Origin of the sequence: uncultured Parasphingorhabdus sp., assembly GCF_963677535.2 — a bacterium.
GTDB lineage: Bacteria > Pseudomonadota > Alphaproteobacteria > Sphingomonadales > Sphingomonadaceae > Parasphingorhabdus.
Genome location: NZ_CAXXUT010000003.1, coordinates 1,397,142 through 1,415,458, shown reverse-complemented (window position 1 = coordinate 1,415,458; position 18,317 = coordinate 1,397,142). Strand labels below are relative to the sequence as shown.

Below are 18,317 nucleotides of genomic sequence, written 5' to 3'. Positions count from 1 at the left end.
GGGTTCTGCCAAATCGGCCTATCGACTACCGGGCACCTGCGGGAACATTTGCAGCGGGCAACAACACTAGCCCCGCGGCACCCGAATCTTGTCGACCAGCCAGCCGATCTCCTTTGGCGGCGCGCTGGTGAACCGCGCGACCGCAATCGCCACCGCGAAATTCAGCAGCATTCCGATCACGCCAATACCCTCGGGCGAGATTCCGAACAGCCAGTTGGCCGCGACATTGCTTTCCGGCGACCAGAGCTTGAACCAGCCGATATAGAGGAAGGTGAAGGTCAGGCCCGTTACCATTCCGGCAATCGCGCCCTCGCGATTCATCCGTTTGGAAAAAATCCCCATGAAGATCGCCGGAAATAGCGAGGCGGCGGCCAGGCCGAAGGCAAAGGCGACCACCTGCGCCACCCATCCGGGCGGATAGATGCCGAGATAGCCGGCCACAACGATCGCTGCGGTCGCGGCCAGCCGGGCGGCGAGCAATTCGCCCTTTTCGGTAATCTGCGGTCGGAAGGTGCTTTTCAGAAGATCGTGACTGATTGATGAACTGATCACCAGCAGCAGCCCCGCCGCCGTCGACAGCGCCGCCGCCAGACCGCCCGCCGCGACCAGTGCAATCACCCAGCCCGGCAGATTGGCAATCTCCGGATTGGCCAGCACCATGATATCGCGATCGACATAGACTTCGTTGGGGTTATCGTTCGCCGCGGCATTTTCTACAACACGTTCACCACTGCGGCCGGTGCTTGTCGTGAACTGCGGCGCGCCCTGAAAAGGATCGCCCTTGCCCAGCTGCATCTTGCCGTCGCCATTTTTGTCCCGCCAGGCGATCAGGTCGTTGCTCTCCCAATTTTTGAACCATGCCGGTGCCTCAGCATAGTCAGTATCCTGCACGCTATCGATGAAGTTGAGCCGGGCAAAGGCCCCCACCGCTGGTGCTGTGGTATAGAGCAGGGCAATGAAAACCAGAGCCCAGCCCGCCGACTTGCGCGCGTCCGACGCCTTGGGCACGGTGAAGAAGCGGACAATGACATGCGGCAGGCCGGCGGTTCCGATCATCAGGGCAGCGGCGATGCAGAAAACGTCGATCATCGACTTGCTGCCGTCGGTATAGGCGGCAAAGCCCATGTCCTGCAGCACCAGATCCAGCTTTTGCAGCACATAGAGTCCCGACCCGTCATTGACCGTCGAACCCAGGCCCAGTTGTGGTACCGGATTGCCGGTGATCAGGAAGCTGATGAAAAAAGCCGGGACCATATAGGCAAAGATCAACACGCAATATTGCGCGACCTGCGTATAGGTAATGCCCTTCATCCCGCCGAGCACGGCATAGATGAACACTATGCCCATACCGATAATCACGCCGAGTGTGATCGGTACATCGAGAAAGCGGGAGAAGACGATGCCGACCCCGCGCATCTGCCCGGCGATATAGGTGAAGCTGATAAAGATCAGACAGATCACCGCCACCACCCGGGCCGCTTTCGAATAGTAGCGCGTGCCGATAAAGTCCGGCACCGTAAACTGGCCGAATTTTCGGAGATAGGGCGCCAGCAGCAGCGCCAGCATGACGTAGCCGCCGGTCCAGCCCATCAGATAGACCGAGCCGTCATAGCCGGAAAAGGCAATGATCCCGGCCATCGAGATGAAACTCGCTGCCGACATCCAGTCGGCCGCTGTCGCCATGCCGTTGACCACCGGATTGACGCCGCCGCCGGCAACATAGAATTCGCTGGTAGAGCCGGCGCGCGAAGCGATCGCGATGCCGATATAGAGCGCAAAGGACAGGCCGACGAAAATATAGATGAGTGTCTGGGTTGCCATCAGTCGCGCTCAGTCATCGAGATCATATTGGCGTTCGATCTGCTTCATCCGGATGCTGTAGAACAGGATCAGCAGAATGAAGAAATAGATCGCCCCCTGTTGCGCGAACCAGAAGCCGAGAGGATAGCCCCCGAGCGCAAATTGATCGAGAAAATCGCGGAACAGAATACCCGCTCCAAAGGAAACGACGAACCAGATACTCATCAGCGTCCAGAGCAGCCGGAGATTTTGTGCCCAATAGGCTTTTTCGGCTCCACTGGTCGCCCCGCCTTCCGCGGACTTATCCGGATCTTTGTCGGACATATGGGCCTCCCCCTCTAACTTTGCCGGACAGGCTAAGGCTTCGGGGAGAATTGCGCAAACAGCTTTTGCTTTACCGGCGCACCGCCCACCGAGCCGGTTCGGCGATATTGACTAGCGCGCGCTATCATCAGCGCCGGATGCGGAGATCCTGGATCGCAGCAACATCGTCGCCTGTTCGTATAATCCGGGGTCCTGATGGGCACGGGCCATCAACTGGGCACCGTCAACCAGCGCCAGGCAGGCGTTTGCCTCTTCTGCTGGATCCCCGACATCGCTGATGCTGCCATCCTTCAGGCCAAGGGCAAATGTATCTGTCAGCCACGCTATATTGGCTGCATGAAAGGTCACAAGATCATTGACGACTTCAGCCTGCAGGCTGTCGCGGTCGATGTTGAGCGCAATCGACATACAAATCGATTCCCCCTCTTGGGTGAAGGTTCCCGTCTCGACAATATAGGCCAGCAAACGATCACCCGCACGGCTTTCAGCGCTGATTGTATCTTCCAGAAAAGAATATATCTGGCCGGAAAACCGCCGGAATATCGCAGCTATCAGCTCTGACTTGGAGGAGAAATGATAATATATGCTCGATTTCTGGATACCGACGTCGCGGGCGATCTGATCCAGACTGACGCCGTTATATCCTCTCTTGCGGACGGCTTCGGCGGCTATGTCCATGATCGCCATTCTGGTACTCATCCGGCGCCCATAACAGCAGGATCAGCTGATGTAAAATATACAATGGCTGTCATAAAACACGCGCATATCCGACTTTATGATTAACGATAAGCCGCGATTGCCGATTGACTACCAACCGTTCGGTCGATACGCGCTCGCAGGTCGAGTAAGCGACAGGAGTAAACATGCGTGAGTACGAAAACATCATTTCCATGAAGCCCAGTCCTAGCAGTCCGGAAGACCACTCATTCAAATATGTCCATGCGCCGGTCGCGGATAGCGCAACGGGACAGGATCGCACTATCGACCCCGTCAGAACGGCTGCGATTTTGCTCGGAAGTCGTGCCGTCGCTGTAGATCAATTGCGCGATAGCGGAATTCCTGTCGACGATATTTGCTGGCACATATTGCTGGAACTGATTGTCGCAGAGAAGACCGAAATGCCGATGACCGTGGCGGATATCGCAAGCCGGCTCGATGTGAAGGCCTCGGTCATGTCGAGATATGTGCATCATATGATCGGTGCCGGCCTGATCGAGAGATGTTCCGGTGCCGGAGACTCCGCGCCGGAGCGATTACGAGCATCTGCGGCGGGCAATGCCATGAGCCGCGATATATTACAGAAAATCGGGCAGCAGTTTATCGCCATCTGACGATGCCGGTTGCAGCTCGCTAGGCGGCCTTGATCGTTCCGTTGGCCCGTTCGACATCCGCGATCTGGCAGAGTTCGCTGATCGCTATATCGACGTGGATGGCAGCAATGCTCGCCTGGATTGTGTCCAGCTGCGACAAAATCTGTTCGAGCTGGTCGATCCACTCCCGCAAGTCTTCGGTTTCACTGCTCATCGTTTTAAACAATTTTTCCTGCTAATATTGTGATACCAAAATCAGACCGGCAATCACTTGCCTTGTTTTGCTCTACCAAGTCAACCATTTCCCATTCACGTCCCATTGTGGCCGGATTTGGAACGTTTATTACATGACGGAACATTCTGGACTATGTAATTATACGCAATTAATTGTATTTAAATGTAAAATATAATTATTCCCACGTCATAAAGGCCTCGCGATCATCCGTTACCGCCGAAACAGATGTTCGTCTCAATCGAATTTCCCGCTTTTGGGAAAGCCCGTTGGCGGCAAGCGGCCAGCAGCACCGCGCGCAACCCGCCACATGGTTAGATCATTCTCGGTTCGCGTCCGGCCGGTTTCTCCGCCCATCGTCCAGCTCAGGCCCTCTTCCAGTCTGAACACGATTGCATCAGACAGCCCGCCATCCTTGTAGCGTTGCAGCATGACGCCCTGTCCCCTGGCCATTTCCGGCATTTCGGACAGCGAGAAGACCACCAGCTTGCGGTTTTCGCCGATTGCCGCGACATGATCGGCATTTTCCGGAACCGGGCGGACCACGAGCAGACGTGCGTCGCCCTTCAGGTTGGCGACCTGGCGACCTTTCTTTGTCTCGGCGACGACATCGGCGATATTGGCGACAAAGCCGCGCCCCCAGGTCGAGGCGAGCAACAACTTCGCCTTCATGTCCGCCACCATCAGCGCAATCGGTTCGGCGCCCGGTTCCAGATCGACCATCGATCCTACCGGCTCGCCAAAGCCGCGCGCACCGGGCAGCTTGTCTGCACCGATAGTATAGAAACGCCCGTTGTCACAGCACATCAGCAGCTTGTCGGTGGTCTGCGCGTGGAAGGCAAATTTCGGGCCATCGCCTTCCTTGAACTTGAAGCTGTCCGGTTGCGACAGATCGGCATGACCCTTCATCGCCTTGATCCAGCCGCGCTGCGACATGATGACCGTGACCGGTTCTTTTTCGATAAAGGCCTCGAGCGAGATTTCCCGCGCCGGCGCAGCCTCGATCAGCATTGTCCGCCGCTTGCCGAGTTCGGTATCCTCGGCATAGAGCTTGCGCAATTCGGCCAAATCCTTCTTCAGCCTTGTCTTCTGTCGCGCCGGGCTGTCGATCAGCTTTTCCAGCCCGTCGCGTTCCTCGAGCAGCTTGTCCCGCTCGTTGCGCAATTCCATTTCTTCCAGCTTGCGCAAGGACCGCAGGCGCATATTGAGGATCGCTTCGGCCTGACGATCGGTCAGATTGAACTCGTCCATCAGCATCGGCTTGGGTTCATCATGATTGCGAATGATCTCGATCACGCGGTCGAGGTTGAGATAGGCAATGATATAGCCTTCAAGCAGCTCCAGCCGGGCATCGATTTTTTCGAGCCTGTGCTGCGAACGGCGGACCAGCACCTCGATCTGATGAACGATCCATTGTTTCAACACTTCGCTGATGCCCATCACCTTGGGCACACGGTCCTTGTCGAGCACATTCATGTTGAGCGAGAAGCGGTTTTCCAGATCCGACATGCGGAACAGCGCGTTCATCAGATCCTCGGGATCGACCGTCCGGCTCTTCGGTTCCAGAACGATCCGCACCTCTTCATCGGATTCATCGCGGATATCGGTAAGGATCGGCAGTTTCTTGTCGGCAATGATCTGGGCAATCTGCTCTATCAGCTTGCCCTTCTGCACCTGATAGGGAATTTCGGTGACGACAATCTGCCATGCGCCGCGCCCCTCGGCGTCTTCCTTCTCCCACTTGCAGCGCACCCGCATCGCGCCACGGCCGCTTTCATAGGCTGCGTCGATCACCGATTTCGGATCAACCAGCGTCCCGCCGGTAGCGAGATCGGGTCCCTTGATAATCTCCATGATCTCGGCATGTTCAGCCTTGGGATTCTCGATCAGCAATGTGACCGCATCGATAATTTCGTGCACATTATGCGATGGAATGCTCGTCGCCATGCCGACGGCAATCCCGCTCGCGCCATTGGCGAGCAGATTGGGGAACAGCCCGGGCATGACCTCGGGCTCTTCGTCTTCGCCATTATAGGTAGGCTTGAAGTCAACCGTGCCTTCGTCAAGGCCATGCATCAGCTCGATTGCCGTGCGCGTCAGCCGGGCTTCGGTATAGCGGTAAGCCGCCGCATTGTCGCCGTCGATATTGCCGAAATTCCCCTGCCCGTCGACCAATGGATAGCGCAGAGAGAAAGTCTGGGCGAGACGGACCATCGCGTCATAGACCGACTGGTCACCGTGCGGGTGATATTTACCGATCACATCGCCGACGACGCGGGCGCATTTCTTGTAACCCTGCGACGGATCAAGCTTGAGCAGCCGCATCGCCCACAACAGCCGCCGGTGCACCGGCTTCAGCCCGTCGCGCAAATCCGGCAGCGATCGCGCGGTAATTGTCGACATCGCGTAAATCAGATAGCGTTCGGAAAGCGCCGCATCAAAGGGCGCTTCGACTATCGCGTCAAATTCATCTTCGGGTTCTTCGGGCGGGGCTTCGGTTAGATCACTCATGGCTTGAGCGATAGCAGGGTGGATTCATGCTTGGTAGTGGGAAATTGGCAGATTGATGATTGATCTGCTCCCCGGCGAAGGCCGGGGTCCATCTCGCAGACTTTCGGCAAGACGCAAAGGAAATTGGGAGCGTGTACTCGAGGTGACGCAACCAACTATCTGCTCGACTTATCCATCGATCGGGAGATGGACCCCGGCCTTCGCCGGGGCACTGCAACCCGCTTCAGCTCACAACCCGCTCGCTGCGATAATAAAGAAAGGCGAACCACAGGGCGGCCGCACCCAGCAGGTGCCAGATGGCATGACCCTGCAACAGACTTTCAGGCGCGCAAAGCTGGCCGCGCTGGTCGAGATTCCAGATCGTGAAGGCAACGATATTGGCGACAAGCCCCGCCACATAATAGCAGGTCCGGACCTGCGGGCGCAGCGGTCTTGCAAAGACCAGTTCAAAGCCAATCGCGGCGAGCAGTATGACGGCAAAAAGCCAGCGGCGGACTTCGGGGAGCGCATAGAGGATAAGGACAAGAACGATACAAACAAGTCCGTAATAGATCATTGCACGGCGTTCCGGGATGCTCCGCCATTTCGCCAGCGCGCTGACCAGAAAGAACCCGCTAACCAGATACATGCCGAGCACATCGAAAAACTGCCCCCATAATGTGAGCGTCGCGTGGAGCAGGACAGATCCGATCCCGACGATGATCGCAGCCACCCCCAATATGCTGGCGGCTAGCGGCGGAAAAGCTGACATCCAGTCACCTGACCGGGCCATCAGGATCATCAGAGAACCGATGAAAACGAAGCCAAGTGACGACAGGCTGTTGGCAGGCTGTAACAACAACGCACCAGTCCTCGGCATTTCGCAAAAGCATCTGGTTTCGGTGCAGGTTGCCGAAGCGAAGCGCGACCAGTCGGGGCCAAACAAACTCAGCAAGCCGATGGTTATCGTCGCCGCCAATACTGTTAGCGCCAAAGCAGCAAACAGCTTTCCCGAAATATTGGTCATCCAGTCAGCCACTCTCGTGGCAAATCCAGACCTTCGCGTTCATTGTCCCAGATGATCCCCATGATCCACCAGCGTCCGCAGGGCTTTCCGTCACCTCCCATATCGTCATTCCAGAGATGGATCATGTTCACGCCGCGGAACTGGATGTCGGGATGGTCCGGTGTCTCGCGCGCCTCTTAGGCCGAATAGACATGGGCGACCTGACCGAAAATATCGATCTCGCGGCCAATTTCGATCTCGTAAAAGGATTTACCTTCCAGCGGGGGGATCGTCGCCTCGACAAATTCGTCAAAGCTGAACGGATAGGCGACCGGCTTACCCTCCTCGATCCGCGTCCGGACCAGCACGCAACGCGGATGATAGATCTCGCGGTCACGCTCCCAGTCCTGCCACCCGGCGGTCCCGATATGCAATCGTAGAGCGTGTCCAGGACTTCATCTATGGTCGTATATTGGGTCATTATACCGCTCCGCTATTTCCGAGTTTGACACAGGTGTGACCAAAGCTCGAGTCTCTTGTCAGCAAAAACTCAAGGACTGCTCAATTCATCTTTCACGAAATATGTTTGGTCGTTGACGCTGTAATAACATCACATTAGCTTCCGCACTTCCCTCCGGAAAGAGGAGCAGAAAAAATGCGGCATTCAATATATAGTATCGCGACCATATGCGCCCTGGGCGCGTGCAGCGACGGCAATGAATATTCGGCAGAATATGAGGCCGCCGAATATGCCACCGCTGAAACGGGTGCAGCGGCTCCAGTGAACGAATTTGGTTTCATGGAAGCAATGGATGCGCGTTCAGACGGTGAAATTGCGCGCGATATGGCGAAGCTGCATGTGCAGTCTGGCCTCGATGGGCCGACCGAAGCAGTGGACGCCACGGCGAGCGAGAATGACATTCCCGTTTCCAATCCGCAAATCGCCTATAGCTATGAATTCGGCTATCGCATTTCGGCGGGACAGATTCCAACAGTCCAGAAACAGCATTCCAGCTATTGCGAGAAACAAGGCCCGTCTGTCTGCCGCGTCATCAATCTGCGGCGCAGCGGTGACGAGGCCAATTATGCCTTTGCCATGCTGCATCTCGAGGTCGCCGCGCCCAAGGCGAAAAGTTTTGGCACCGGCCTGACAGATATCGTCGAGCAAGCGGGAGGATATGAAGCTTCCACCGCGATAGAAGGCGAAGATCTGTCGAAGCAGATCATCGATACGGAAGCGCGATTGCGCAGCCGGGAATTGCTATCGAAACGTCTGACCGAATTGCTCCGCACGCGCAACGGCAGTGTTGAAGAGCTTGTGAAGGCCGAGCGGGCCGTCACTGAAGTCAACGAGGAAATTGACAAGGCGCGCAGCTGGCTTGCGGAAATGCGGGGTCGGATCGCGTTCAGCAAGGTCATCGTCAACTATGAATCAAATGCTCCCGGCGCAGGCAGCTTCACCGCTCCCATTCGCAATGCATGGAATAATATATCGAGCATGCTGGGATCATCAATCGGTGCGCTGATGAGAGTTTTGACCGTCACTCTGCCCTGGATATTGGTTTTGTGCTTGGGGATTTACCTGCGTCGCAGATTCAAGGCACCGGACCGCACATTCTGGGGGCGGCGGATTGAAGTCGCCGCATCATCGGACGATTGATTGCGCCGCCATTCACTTTGGCATATAGGTCAGGTTCAACGCCCCGGTTCAATCGAAATCGCACGATTCGGTTCTCCGGGGCATGATTTTTGTCGCTCTCTTTGCGAAGTGGAACCAAGCAATGTCCCGTCGTCGCCAGATTTACGAAGGTAAGGCCAAGATTCTTTACGAAGGTCCCGAGCCCGGCACGATCATCCAGTATTTCAAGGATGATGCCACCGCCTTCAACGCCGAGAAAAAGGGCACGATCAACGGCAAGGGCGTGATCAACAACCGGATCAGCGAGCATATTTTCACATTGCTCGGCCATATCGGTATCCCCAGCCATTTCATCCGCCGCCTCAATATGCGCGAACAGCTGGTCAAGCAGGTCGAGATTGTACCGATCGAAGTGATTGTTCGCAATGTCGCGGCCGGCTCCCTTTCCAAGCGCCTCGGCATCGAAGAAGGGACACCCCTGCCGCACACCCTGCTTGAATATTGCTACAAGGATGATGCGCTTGGCGATCCGCTGGTCGCGGAAGAGCATATCGCCTGTTTCGGCTGGGCGAGCCAGGAGGAAATGCAGGATATCTCCGCGATGGCGATCCGGATCAACGATTTCATGGCCGGCATGTTTGCCGGGATCGGTGTGAAGCTGGTTGATTTCAAACTGGAATTCGGACGTGTTTTCGAAGGTGATTTTTCACGGATCATACTGGCTGACGAGATCAGTCCGGACGGATGCCGACTGTGGGACATCAAGACCAACGAAAAGCTGGACAAGGACCGGTTCCGTCGCGATTTGGGCGGAGAAGCCGAGGCTTATCAGGAAGTTGCCCGACGGCTTGGACTGTTTCCGGAAGGCAGCAGCGAAGTGACCGACCTTAATAGCGAACGGAAAAAGCGCGGCAAATAGCTGCTACTGCCGCTTCAGCATGCGATGTCCCGGGCGTTTCCCGGTCGGGTGCGTCGAAGTGAAACCGGCGATGGTTTACGCCAAATTAACCATTGTGCTGATAGCACGACCCTCATGTGGAACCCATGTGAGGAATTATTCCGATGCGCCTTTTGATTTTGCTCGCCAGTACAACGATGCTTGCCGCCTGCGGCGGCGCCGGCCCACAATCTGCCGGAAGCAGCGCCACCCCGACGGGCGGCACGGGCGGTGGCACCGACAACGGGACCGCACATACATTTGTCGATCCGACCGAAGCAAAAACCTATACGGCAGTGGGCTCGTCGCACAGTTACCAGTCCAGCGTGGAGGATCCGGGCAGCGCCGGCCAGCAACGGACAGTGCGCCAAACCCGCCAGAACAGCCAATTATATCAGGGCGATGCCACGACGGTTCGCAATTCGAACCTGACCATCGCCTATGATCCCCGCGACGCGATCTTCAATGTCAGCTTTACCAACGGACTGGCCGGAACATCGGGCGCCAGCCGCTTTCAGGATCCGCTGCACCGCACGGATTTCGGCGGCGCTATCGAACCACAGGTCGGCACACCGGATCTGGGATCGACGATGTGGAATATTCAGGGCGTCCAGTATCTGGAGTCCGGCTCTTCCAATAATGTGACTCAGGCACGACCGGTGGTTGGTGAACCCGCGGAGTTTCTTTTCGATCTGATCGACCAGACCCAGGCCGGAAGCTACGACGCAACGACATTCTTTTACCAGCTTCCCGGCACCGACACGCAATATGTAACCTTTGCCGGTTACCTGAGAAACACCGCATCGGTAAGCTATGATGGCGACACCGGCCTGACAACGCAGACCAGCACGCTCGAAAGAGGCGCTTTTGCCTATGGCGAAGTGACAGCCAATGATGATGTACCGACCAGCGGTACCGGCACATTCGACGGCACCATGCTGGCGACCATGGTCTTCAACGACCAGCCGGATATTACCGGCAACAGCGACACTTATATGCAGTGGATCGCGGGCAACGCATCGACCAGCGTTGATTTCGGGGCGAATACTTTCTCGCTGTCACTGGACGGACTGGTTGGTGCGCCGACGTTTGACGGCACGAGCGGTCAGCATAGTGTGCTGGAGGGAGCAGGCTTTTTCGCCAATGGCGGCGGCGACATCAATCTGGTGTCCGCAGGCGGCTTTTTTGGCCAGTTTAACGAGGCTTGGTTCATCAATCCGGACAGCTCGAGACTTGATCTTGTGATCGCAGGGTCCAGCATCAACGGCGCTTTTTACGGACCGGATGCTGCAGAACTGGGGGGTGGCTATCGTATCGTCGGCGGAACGCCTGACGAGCGGATCGATATTCTGGGAACCTTTGTTGGCAAGCAGCCCTAGAGGCCAACATGCGTAATGCCGCCACTCTGGTCAAAGCCGCAGCGCTCACCTGCGTAACAATCGCGGGGCCCGTTGAGGCCCGGGCCGCAGCACCTGTGGCACTTCTGTCTGACGGCGCCACCGAGATTGCATCCAGTATCGAGCGGACCTGCAACACCGACGGACAATGCAACCTCCGGATTACGCCACAACAGCTTCTGGCCCAGGCGGAAGCGCTTGTTCAGCAAAGAAACTATCAGGCGGCCCTGCCGCTGGTCGATGCTCTGGGTCAGGTTCCCGAGCTACAGATGCAGCAGCAGTTCCTCGCCGGCTATATCGCCATCGAAACCGGTGATCTCAAAGGCGCAATTCGGAAATTCCGGTCGATTCTGGACGAAAATCCGGGACAGACCCGGGTGCGACTGGAACTGGCGAGAGCCTATTTGCTAACCGGCAAGGAAGCGAGCGCGGACTATCATTTCCGGCTTGCCCAAAATGATGAAAATCTTCCGGACGAAATTGCCAGAACCATCCGCAACACGCGCAGCATTTTGCGCGACAAGCGTATCTGGCGATTCAGTTTCGATTTCGGTTTCGCGCCGGATAGCAATATCAACGGCGCAACCGACGCCGAGTCGATCGACATAAACTTCGGCCCGATCAAATTGCCGTTGCAGCTTGACGACAGCGCCCGCGAACGATCCGGTATCGGTCAGACTGCAGGCTTTTCCGGTGGCGTCCGCGTAAAGGCTAGCGACCGGCTGGCGCTATTGTTCGATGCTGACAGCAAAATCGTCAACTACAAGGGCAAGGCGTCCGACGACATCGTCATCCAGGTTGCCGCCGGTCCGGAACTGCGGATTGCCCGCTACAGCAGCGTCTCGCTGCAAGCGGTTGGACTGCAGCGCTGGTATGGCGGCCGGCTCGCTACCCGCGAATATGGCGGCCGCGTCGGATATCAACAGGCGCTCAGCGAGGGCCAGAGAGTGGGCGTGGAACTGGACGCGCGGCGCACGGAATCCCAGCTCAGCAATTCCTATAGCGGCTGGCAACTGGGCGCGAACGCTACCTATGAACATCTAGTCGGCAAATCACTGATTGCCTCGGCCAGCCTTTTCGCGCGCCGCGACCTGCTCAACGCTGACGGATTTTCCAGCGTCAACTATGGTGTCAATCTGGGGCTGGGCGGAGAATTACCGCTGGGCCTGAATGCCGGGGTTTCTGCCAGCGTCAGCCGGTCTGAATTCGATGCGCCGCTGCTGCTTTATTCTACAGAAAAAAGACAGGATTGGCGTGGATTCGCCCGTGCCTATATGGGCAGCCGCAAGATCCGGTTTCTCGGCTTTTCACCCTCGGTCGACTATGTCTACTCACGGGTGGACAGCAATTATGATCTATATGAAATGAGCCGGCACCGTGTGAACTTCAAATTTGCCCGCTATTTCTGACGCGATAATGCGGCAATCACGCATGTGGCCATGCCAATTGCCGTTCTAACTCTTGCCCCGGCTAAACTTGGCGCTATAGCATGGCGTTGATGATGACCGCAAAACGCGAGGGCGCAGGATGAAAGTCAGAATATTCGTTACGCTGAGACAGGGCGTATTGGACCCGCAGGGCAAGGCCATCCATCACGCTCTGGAGAGCCTGGACTTTTCCGGCGTCAACGATGTGCGCGCCGGCAAGCTGATCGAGCTCGACCTGGACCCGTCCGTCGGCCGCGAAGAGATCGAGAAAATGTGCGACAAGCTGCTCGCCAATACCGTCATTGAAAATTATGATATCGAGATGCCGGAATCCGCACTGGAGACCGTTTCCTGATGCAATCTGCGGTGATCGTCTTTCCCGGTTCAAACTGTGATCGCGACATGGCCGTCGCGCTGGAAACGGTGTCGGGGAAAAAGCCCCACATGGTCTGGCATGGCGACAGCGAACTGCCGGCGGGACTGGATGTCATCGCGGTGCCCGGTGGCTTTTCCTATGGTGATTATCTGCGATCCGGCGCTATGGCTTCGCGATCCAATATCATCAAGCCGGTAATCGAAGCCGCCACGCGCGGCGTAAAAATTCTGGGCGTGTGCAACGGCTTTCAAATCCTCACCGAGACGGGGCTGTTGCCCGGCGCGCTGATGCGCAACAGCAACATCCATTTCGTCTGCAAGGATGCCGCGCTCGACGTGGTCAACAGCAATACTATTTTTACGTCGGGCTATGATGAAAAGACGCCCGTGTCGATCCCGGTAGCCCATCATGACGGTAATTTCTTTGCCGATGATGAAGTGCTGAACCGGCTGGAAGGGCAAAATCAGGTGGTCTTCCGCTATCGCGACAATATCAACGGATCCTCGCGCAACATTGCGGGCATTGTCAACGAAGTGGGCAATGTTCTGGGTATGATGCCGCATCCGGAGCGGGCCATTGACGAGAAACATGGTGGCACCGACGGACTGGCCCTGTTTGAAAGCCTGCTCAGCTAGCCCGCCGCAGCGACCCGGGTGGGATCACTAGCCCCCCGTTTCGAGAACCTGCAGCGCAACGACGATCCGATGCGTATCCCGAAAACGTCCGCAATTTCCTATCGCGAAGATTGAAGCGGCACGCATTCGGCAATAGCACCATGATTCATCATCGCCGACAGACTCGGTTCAAGACCGCAATGCGTATCCGGATGAGCGCGCTTGTGTCCCATTGTGTGACTCGGCTCCCTGCCCCGTAATTTTATAGAGCGGAAACGAAAAAGGGCCGGTCCGAAGACCAGCCCTTTCCGATATTGGTAGCAGTGTTGCTATTAGTTGCCGGAACCAGGTCCGTACATAACTTCAACACGACGGTTCTGAGGCTCACGAACGCCGTCTGCGGTTTCGACGCGAGGACGCGATTCACCGAAGGCTTCGCTCGAGATAACGCCGCTGCCGATGCCGCGCGATTCAAGATACGCACGAACAGCTGCGTTACGACGCTGGGACAGACCGACGTTGTAGCTGGCAGAACCAGATTTGTCAGCGTGACCAGCCAGCATGACCTGAGCCGAACCACAATCGCCATATGCGGTAACCGCATTGTCGAGAACCGAAGCCGCTTCCGGAGTGATATCCGACTGATCCCAGTCAAAGAACACAATGTAAGGGCCAGGCGCACATACAGCCGCTGGTGGTGGCGGTGGTGGCGGTGGTGGCGGTGGTGGCGGAGGTGGTGGAGGCGGTGGTGGTGGAGGTGCATCCGGTTCGCCGCCGAAGTTGTAGATCAAGCTACCGAGGATCGAGTGGGTCGAAATATCGGTGGAAACATCACGACCGAGCGAATCAACGAGATCAACTCCGGTTGTGTTGAAATAGCGATATTTCAGGCCCACGTCCCAGCTGTCGCTGAGTGGAGCGCGAACACCGGCAATAGCCTGCCATGCGAAACCGGTATCGGAGTCGTCCAGCCAAGGCGTAGCAATCACATTGGTGAGCTCAGTACGGGCAACACCGACGCCGCCGCCGACAAAACCCTGAATTCCATCATCAGCGCCGAAGTCGACCAGACCGTTCAGCATGAAGCTGAGCGCGTTGACATCGCCGTTTGTATCGATGAAATATCCAGCACTTCCGGAATTTCCAAGGCCAGGAATAAACGCACCGCCGAGAACCGGGGTCGTACCGATAAGGTCGCCAGAGCTAGCCTGCTTGTAACCGACTTCGGCTTCCAGACGGAATGATCCGAAATCATAACCAACTATTCCGTCGAAATCATATCCTGTGTCGTGATCGATGCTAGCAGTATCTGCGATACCACCAATATCAAGATCAACGTCCTCGACAATCATCGCACCGCCCTCGACACCGACATACCACTGGCCGTCACGGGCCAGAGCAGGTGTAGCGAGCGCTGTGGAGGCAAGTGCCATTCCTAAGGCAAGCTTCCGCATTTATATTCCCCTTCTCAATTAGGTTCTAAATTCACGCCGCTTTCTACCCGCTTGATCATTCCAGTGCAAGCAACCAAATTGCATAACTGTTGCGAAAATGTCGCCATTTTCAATAATTAGGCCAAAAAATAGATCATAATCTCGGTGAGATAGCCGAATTCCGCCCGCCAACAGCGCAGATGAGTCACTTTCAGCTAGTAGACAGCAGAATCCCCTGTGCCACCAGGACCGACAGAATCGAATCGATTGCCAAGCGCGCCTCGCTGTCAACGACAGCGCCCCCTGCCGGATTTGTGACGGTTTCCGCCGATTGCCAGGATCCCCGATAAACCGCATAGCTTTCGCTGGATTTGACATAGATCCGCATCACCGGCTGCGGGACGATGAATAGCCAGCCATTTTCCGTCCAGCCGGCGATATGATCATCACGGCCTAGCCAGTCATTCACGGCACCCGGTGCGACCAGCCAGGACTGGCCGAGCGACGGCACGATATTCGCGGGATCGCTCTCGACCGCCTGCACGACCGGATGCAGAAGGAAATCGATTCGGGCGAGCGCTTCATTGTGGAACAATTCCTTATGTGCCTGCCCGGTCGCCAACAGCGGAATGTCGAATCGTGCGGTTTCCAAAATTGCCATGACATTTCTCCTTTCGAAAATGGATAAAGGTGAACATCAGCGGTTCTCAAAGCGGGATCGAAAAAGCGAGCGGCTCGGACCGGCCGGCATCGCCAATCTGGAAGATGCTAACATCCATGCTGCTCGCATTGCCGGTCATGAAGGGTTCGATCTGGGCGGTCGAAACGATGGCAAATGGCTCCGTTGTTTCCAGTGCCACCACCGCTACCGACCCGCCGTCGGCGACTAGCTCAACCCTGTATTTCTCGCCCGCCTCGGCCAGCGGCACGCCGACGTGGTCGGACCAGACTGTTCCGGCGCGGGATCGGCGGGTCCATTCGATCTGAAGCGCTCCCCCGGCCATAAACGCCCATTCCGGATGGACCGGTGACCAGGGTTTCAACGCCCGTCCCGGCATCTCGATGGTCGAGAGGGCGGGAACAGGATCCTCTCGTCCCGCAGCAAGGAAAACCGCCGGAGCAAAGGGGGTGTAGAAGGCGGAAGCGATTTCCAGCATTGACGCGCCATCGAGCAGGACAAAATCCTCGTTCGCACCATGATTGGCAATTTTGTCTTCGGTGCCACCAAGACCGCGGATGAACCGGGACAAGCGAAAGCGCCCTGCTCCCAGCGGATTGGCCACCGCGAACTGGATGAATTCACCGCCGATATGGGCAATATTGCTACCGGCCAGCAGACGCGCCTCGTCGGCATGGGCCAGATGCATCCCCGGGTTGTGCAAATCCACATCGATCCGGTTGACTTGGTCGATCAGGGCCGGGTTTGCCGGGCCAAGCGTTCCGGCCACAGTCCCGAGTATCGTCGGCGCGGGTATCTGGCCGATATAATCACCTGGCGCGCCGTCCGGGCCGGCCGCAAACAACCGCGCGTTGCGCCATCCGGCATCACCGGCTGCAGCAGCATAGAGCCTTGCCGAATCCGACGCGGCGGTCGGCGCATCCAAAGCGAAAGGCAAATCGACCAGCACCAGTCGGGTCGGGCCGGCGCGCAGATCAGGATCGGGAATATTTCTGCCGTGATCCGTTGCGATCTCCCCCGCCATCTGATCCGATCGCACACGCCGCAGCGACAATTGCGCGCACGACGCACCAATTTCGCATTCTCTTATCCGCCATAATCCATTGAAACCGGCCATTTCGACCAATGTCGCGGGCCGCAAAGGGTGACTGCCGAGCGGCACGGAAACATGCAGGCCGAAGCGTTCGTCATAATCTGACCAGAGGCTGGTGGCAGCGAGTTCTTTCGCCCGCTCTGCCGATATCGCCGCCGGAAAATCCGCCGCCACTGCGATCCTGCCGCTTCCCGGGCGGAATGCCATCTGGATGCCGGACTGATAATCACGCGCCGGATCGTAGTAGCGTAGCGACAATTGTCTCGGCGTCGCTGAAATGGCAGTAGTGCGGCTGGCGGGCCTTGCAATGTCCTGTTGTCCGGCCGTCCGGACAGAATCATCTGCAATGGCGTAAACCGGTTCGGCGTCATCCGCTGCGCGCGGGCATGCCTCGATCCGGCCGATTGCATGGGGCGCGGTCGAAAAGGATAGAGGAACGGTATCGGTGAGCGCCCGCAAAGCCATGTGCCGGTTTTCGCCACCGGCGGCAAAGCCTGACAGCGTCTCTGACGCGGGCAGAATAATCCGCTGTGCGGAAATATCCGTGATGATATCGGCAATCGCAACCGGACCGTTATCGGCGATCACCTCGAAGGTCAGCGACGGGATACGATTGCCATATTCGGTCAGGTCCATATCTTCAAATACCGCCAGCGCCAGCCCGCGATAGGCGGGCGTCCCGCCATCGGCTTCAGCGCTAGCCATCAGGCCGTCGACGGACTGGTCCTCGCCACCGGGATAAAAGGCAAAGCCGGTTTCGGTCTTGAAATCCCCGGCCGCCCCGCGGAAGATTTTCCCGTCCGCCCAAATGCGGCCGATGGACTGGATCCGGCGACTGGACAGGGCCACCGCGAAACAGGCGGAATAGCTGTAGATTGTGGTGCTGGGCCGTCCCTTGCCGCCGCCCTCGCGGGATCGCGTTTCCTTCAGATCGGTTGCCCAGATCACCGTTCCGGCAACCCGCATCCGGCCGAATATCCGGGGTATTTGCGAGCCATAGCTCGACGTCTGCACGGCCAGTTCCAGCAGCCGCGGCCCCTCGCGACCCTTCGGTTTGAACAGGATATTCTGATCGACCTGCTGGCCGATAATCGCTCCGATTGTCCCGCCAATCGGTCCGCCGATCGCGGTGCCGACGGCGCTCAAGACCAGCGTCGCCATTCAATCCTCCGTCAGCCTGAATATCGCGACAATCGGCCATGGCGCTTTGCCGGGGCAAAAGACCACCTTGCCGAGACCGGCATGGGCGTGCACGAAGCCGTCACCGGCACGGATCAGGAAGTGCCACTGCACGGCACTGGGCCGGACCAGGACAATATCACCTTCGCACAGTTCCGATTCCGGCGGGAAGCGGGTAAATCCGGTCTCCGCCATGAAGGTGCTGATCGAATGTTCGGACCCGCCGCGGATCGAATAGCCATTGGGCACGTCGCATTCGAATTCGCCGGCCAACAGGCATTGCTGGGCCAACCCTATGCAATCCAGCCCGATCTCTTCATCGCGGCCGTGCAGGCAAAAGCGCGCACCGCAAAGCGACATAGCCTTGTCAGCCATCTTCCG

The 18,317-nt window shown here is 57.3% G+C and carries 19 protein-coding genes; 7 read left to right on the top strand and 12 right to left on the bottom strand.

Annotated elements, in window-relative coordinates; translation table 11 throughout:
- Positions 1 to 66: 66 nt before the first annotated feature.
- The 3 genes from ACHZCJ_RS13855 to ACHZCJ_RS13845 all read right to left on the bottom strand — a co-directional run bounded on the left by ACHZCJ_RS13855 (position 67) and on the right by ACHZCJ_RS13845 (position 2,823).
- On the bottom strand, positions 67 to 1,821 hold the full coding sequence (locus ACHZCJ_RS13855; protein WP_321327089.1) for a sodium:solute symporter family protein: 1,755 nt from the start codon (positions 1,819 to 1,821) through the stop codon (positions 67 to 69).
- A 9-nt stretch (positions 1,822 to 1,830) separates the two neighbouring features.
- Positions 1,831 to 2,124, bottom strand: coding sequence for a DUF4212 domain-containing protein (locus ACHZCJ_RS13850; protein WP_159645904.1), 294 nt, complete (start codon positions 2,122 to 2,124; stop codon positions 1,831 to 1,833).
- A gap of 111 nt (positions 2,125 to 2,235) precedes the next feature.
- Complete coding sequence (locus ACHZCJ_RS13845) at positions 2,236 to 2,823, bottom strand: TetR/AcrR family transcriptional regulator (RefSeq protein WP_321327088.1); 588 nt, start codon at positions 2,821 to 2,823, stop codon at positions 2,236 to 2,238.
- A 164-nt stretch (positions 2,824 to 2,987) separates the two neighbouring features.
- Here ACHZCJ_RS13845 and ACHZCJ_RS13840 point away from each other — a divergent pair, with 164 nt between their 5' ends.
- Positions 2,988 to 3,455 (top strand): helix-turn-helix domain-containing protein, encoded by a 468-nt coding sequence (locus ACHZCJ_RS13840; RefSeq protein WP_321327087.1) that lies wholly within the window; start codon positions 2,988 to 2,990, stop codon positions 3,453 to 3,455.
- 19 nt (positions 3,456 to 3,474) lie between these two features.
- On the opposite strand, the gene ACHZCJ_RS13835 is transcribed toward ACHZCJ_RS13840, so the two are convergent.
- The 5 genes from ACHZCJ_RS13835 to ACHZCJ_RS13815 all read right to left on the bottom strand — a co-directional run bounded on the left by ACHZCJ_RS13835 (position 3,475) and on the right by ACHZCJ_RS13815 (position 7,596).
- Positions 3,475 to 3,648, bottom strand: a complete 174-nt coding sequence (locus tag ACHZCJ_RS13835; protein ID WP_159645913.1) for a hypothetical protein — start codon at positions 3,646 to 3,648, stop codon at positions 3,475 to 3,477.
- Between the two features lie 255 nt (positions 3,649 to 3,903).
- Positions 3,904 to 6,177 carry a DNA topoisomerase IV subunit A gene (parC, locus tag ACHZCJ_RS13830; protein ID WP_321327086.1) on the bottom strand — a complete coding sequence of 758 codons (2,274 nt, stop codon included), beginning with the start codon at positions 6,175 to 6,177 and terminating at the stop codon, positions 3,904 to 3,906.
- A 223-nt stretch (positions 6,178 to 6,400) separates the two neighbouring features.
- Positions 6,401 to 7,183: a ceramidase domain-containing protein gene (locus ACHZCJ_RS13825; RefSeq protein ID WP_321327085.1), complete on the bottom strand. Its 783-nt coding sequence runs from the start codon at positions 7,181 to 7,183 to the stop codon at positions 6,401 to 6,403.
- On the bottom strand, positions 7,180 to 7,308 hold the full coding sequence (locus tag ACHZCJ_RS13820; RefSeq protein ID WP_321327084.1) for a hypothetical protein: 129 nt from the start codon (positions 7,306 to 7,308) through the stop codon (positions 7,180 to 7,182). Before ACHZCJ_RS13820 ends, ACHZCJ_RS13825 begins: the two co-directional genes overlap by 4 nt.
- A gap of 51 nt (positions 7,309 to 7,359) precedes the next feature.
- Positions 7,360 to 7,596 (bottom strand): hypothetical protein, encoded by a 237-nt coding sequence (locus ACHZCJ_RS13815; protein ID WP_321327083.1) that lies wholly within the window; start codon positions 7,594 to 7,596, stop codon positions 7,360 to 7,362.
- Positions 7,597 to 7,817: 221 nt separating this feature from the next.
- Between ACHZCJ_RS13815 and ACHZCJ_RS13810 the strand changes: the two genes are divergently transcribed.
- The 6 genes from ACHZCJ_RS13810 to purQ all read left to right on the top strand — a co-directional run bounded on the left by ACHZCJ_RS13810 (position 7,818) and on the right by purQ (position 13,573).
- Complete coding sequence (locus ACHZCJ_RS13810; RefSeq protein ID WP_321327082.1) at positions 7,818 to 8,822, top strand: DUF4349 domain-containing protein; 1,005 nt, start codon at positions 7,818 to 7,820, stop codon at positions 8,820 to 8,822.
- A gap of 121 nt (positions 8,823 to 8,943) precedes the next feature.
- Positions 8,944 to 9,720, top strand: a complete 777-nt coding sequence (gene purC, locus ACHZCJ_RS13805; RefSeq protein ID WP_159645923.1) for a phosphoribosylaminoimidazolesuccinocarboxamide synthase — start codon at positions 8,944 to 8,946, stop codon at positions 9,718 to 9,720.
- Between the two features lie 143 nt (positions 9,721 to 9,863).
- Positions 9,864 to 11,117, top strand: a complete 1,254-nt coding sequence (locus ACHZCJ_RS13800; RefSeq protein ID WP_321327081.1) for a transferrin-binding protein-like solute binding protein — start codon at positions 9,864 to 9,866, stop codon at positions 11,115 to 11,117.
- Between the two features lie 8 nt (positions 11,118 to 11,125).
- Positions 11,126 to 12,544, top strand: coding sequence for a surface lipoprotein assembly modifier (locus tag ACHZCJ_RS13795; protein ID WP_321327080.1), 1,419 nt, complete (start codon positions 11,126 to 11,128; stop codon positions 12,542 to 12,544).
- 118 nt (positions 12,545 to 12,662) lie between these two features.
- Positions 12,663 to 12,917 carry a phosphoribosylformylglycinamidine synthase subunit PurS gene (gene purS / locus ACHZCJ_RS13790; protein ID WP_321327079.1) on the top strand — a complete coding sequence of 85 codons (255 nt, stop codon included), beginning with the start codon at positions 12,663 to 12,665 and terminating at the stop codon, positions 12,915 to 12,917.
- Positions 12,917 to 13,573: a phosphoribosylformylglycinamidine synthase subunit PurQ gene (gene purQ, locus ACHZCJ_RS13785; RefSeq protein WP_321327078.1), complete on the top strand. Its 657-nt coding sequence runs from the start codon at positions 12,917 to 12,919 to the stop codon at positions 13,571 to 13,573. Before purS ends, purQ begins: the two co-directional genes overlap by 1 nt.
- Before the next feature lie 311 nt (positions 13,574 to 13,884).
- Here the strand turns inward: purQ and ACHZCJ_RS13780 are convergent, their stop codons facing one another.
- The 4 genes from ACHZCJ_RS13780 to ACHZCJ_RS13765 all read right to left on the bottom strand — a co-directional run bounded on the left by ACHZCJ_RS13780 (position 13,885) and on the right by ACHZCJ_RS13765 (position 18,311).
- Positions 13,885 to 15,006: an OmpA family protein gene (locus ACHZCJ_RS13780; RefSeq protein ID WP_321327077.1), complete on the bottom strand. Its 1,122-nt coding sequence runs from the start codon at positions 15,004 to 15,006 to the stop codon at positions 13,885 to 13,887.
- Positions 15,007 to 15,196: 190 nt separating this feature from the next.
- On the bottom strand, positions 15,197 to 15,646 hold the full coding sequence (locus ACHZCJ_RS13775; RefSeq protein ID WP_321327076.1) for a DUF2793 domain-containing protein: 450 nt from the start codon (positions 15,644 to 15,646) through the stop codon (positions 15,197 to 15,199).
- A 46-nt stretch (positions 15,647 to 15,692) separates the two neighbouring features.
- The gene (locus tag ACHZCJ_RS13770; protein ID WP_321327075.1) at positions 15,693 to 17,918 is read right to left on the bottom strand and encodes a phage tail protein; all 2,226 of its coding nucleotides are present in this window, start codon (positions 17,916 to 17,918) and stop codon (positions 15,693 to 15,695) included.
- Positions 17,919 to 18,311 (bottom strand): peptidoglycan endopeptidase, encoded by a 393-nt coding sequence (locus ACHZCJ_RS13765; protein ID WP_321327074.1) that lies wholly within the window; start codon positions 18,309 to 18,311, stop codon positions 17,919 to 17,921.
- Between the last annotated feature and the right edge of the window lie 6 nt (positions 18,312 to 18,317).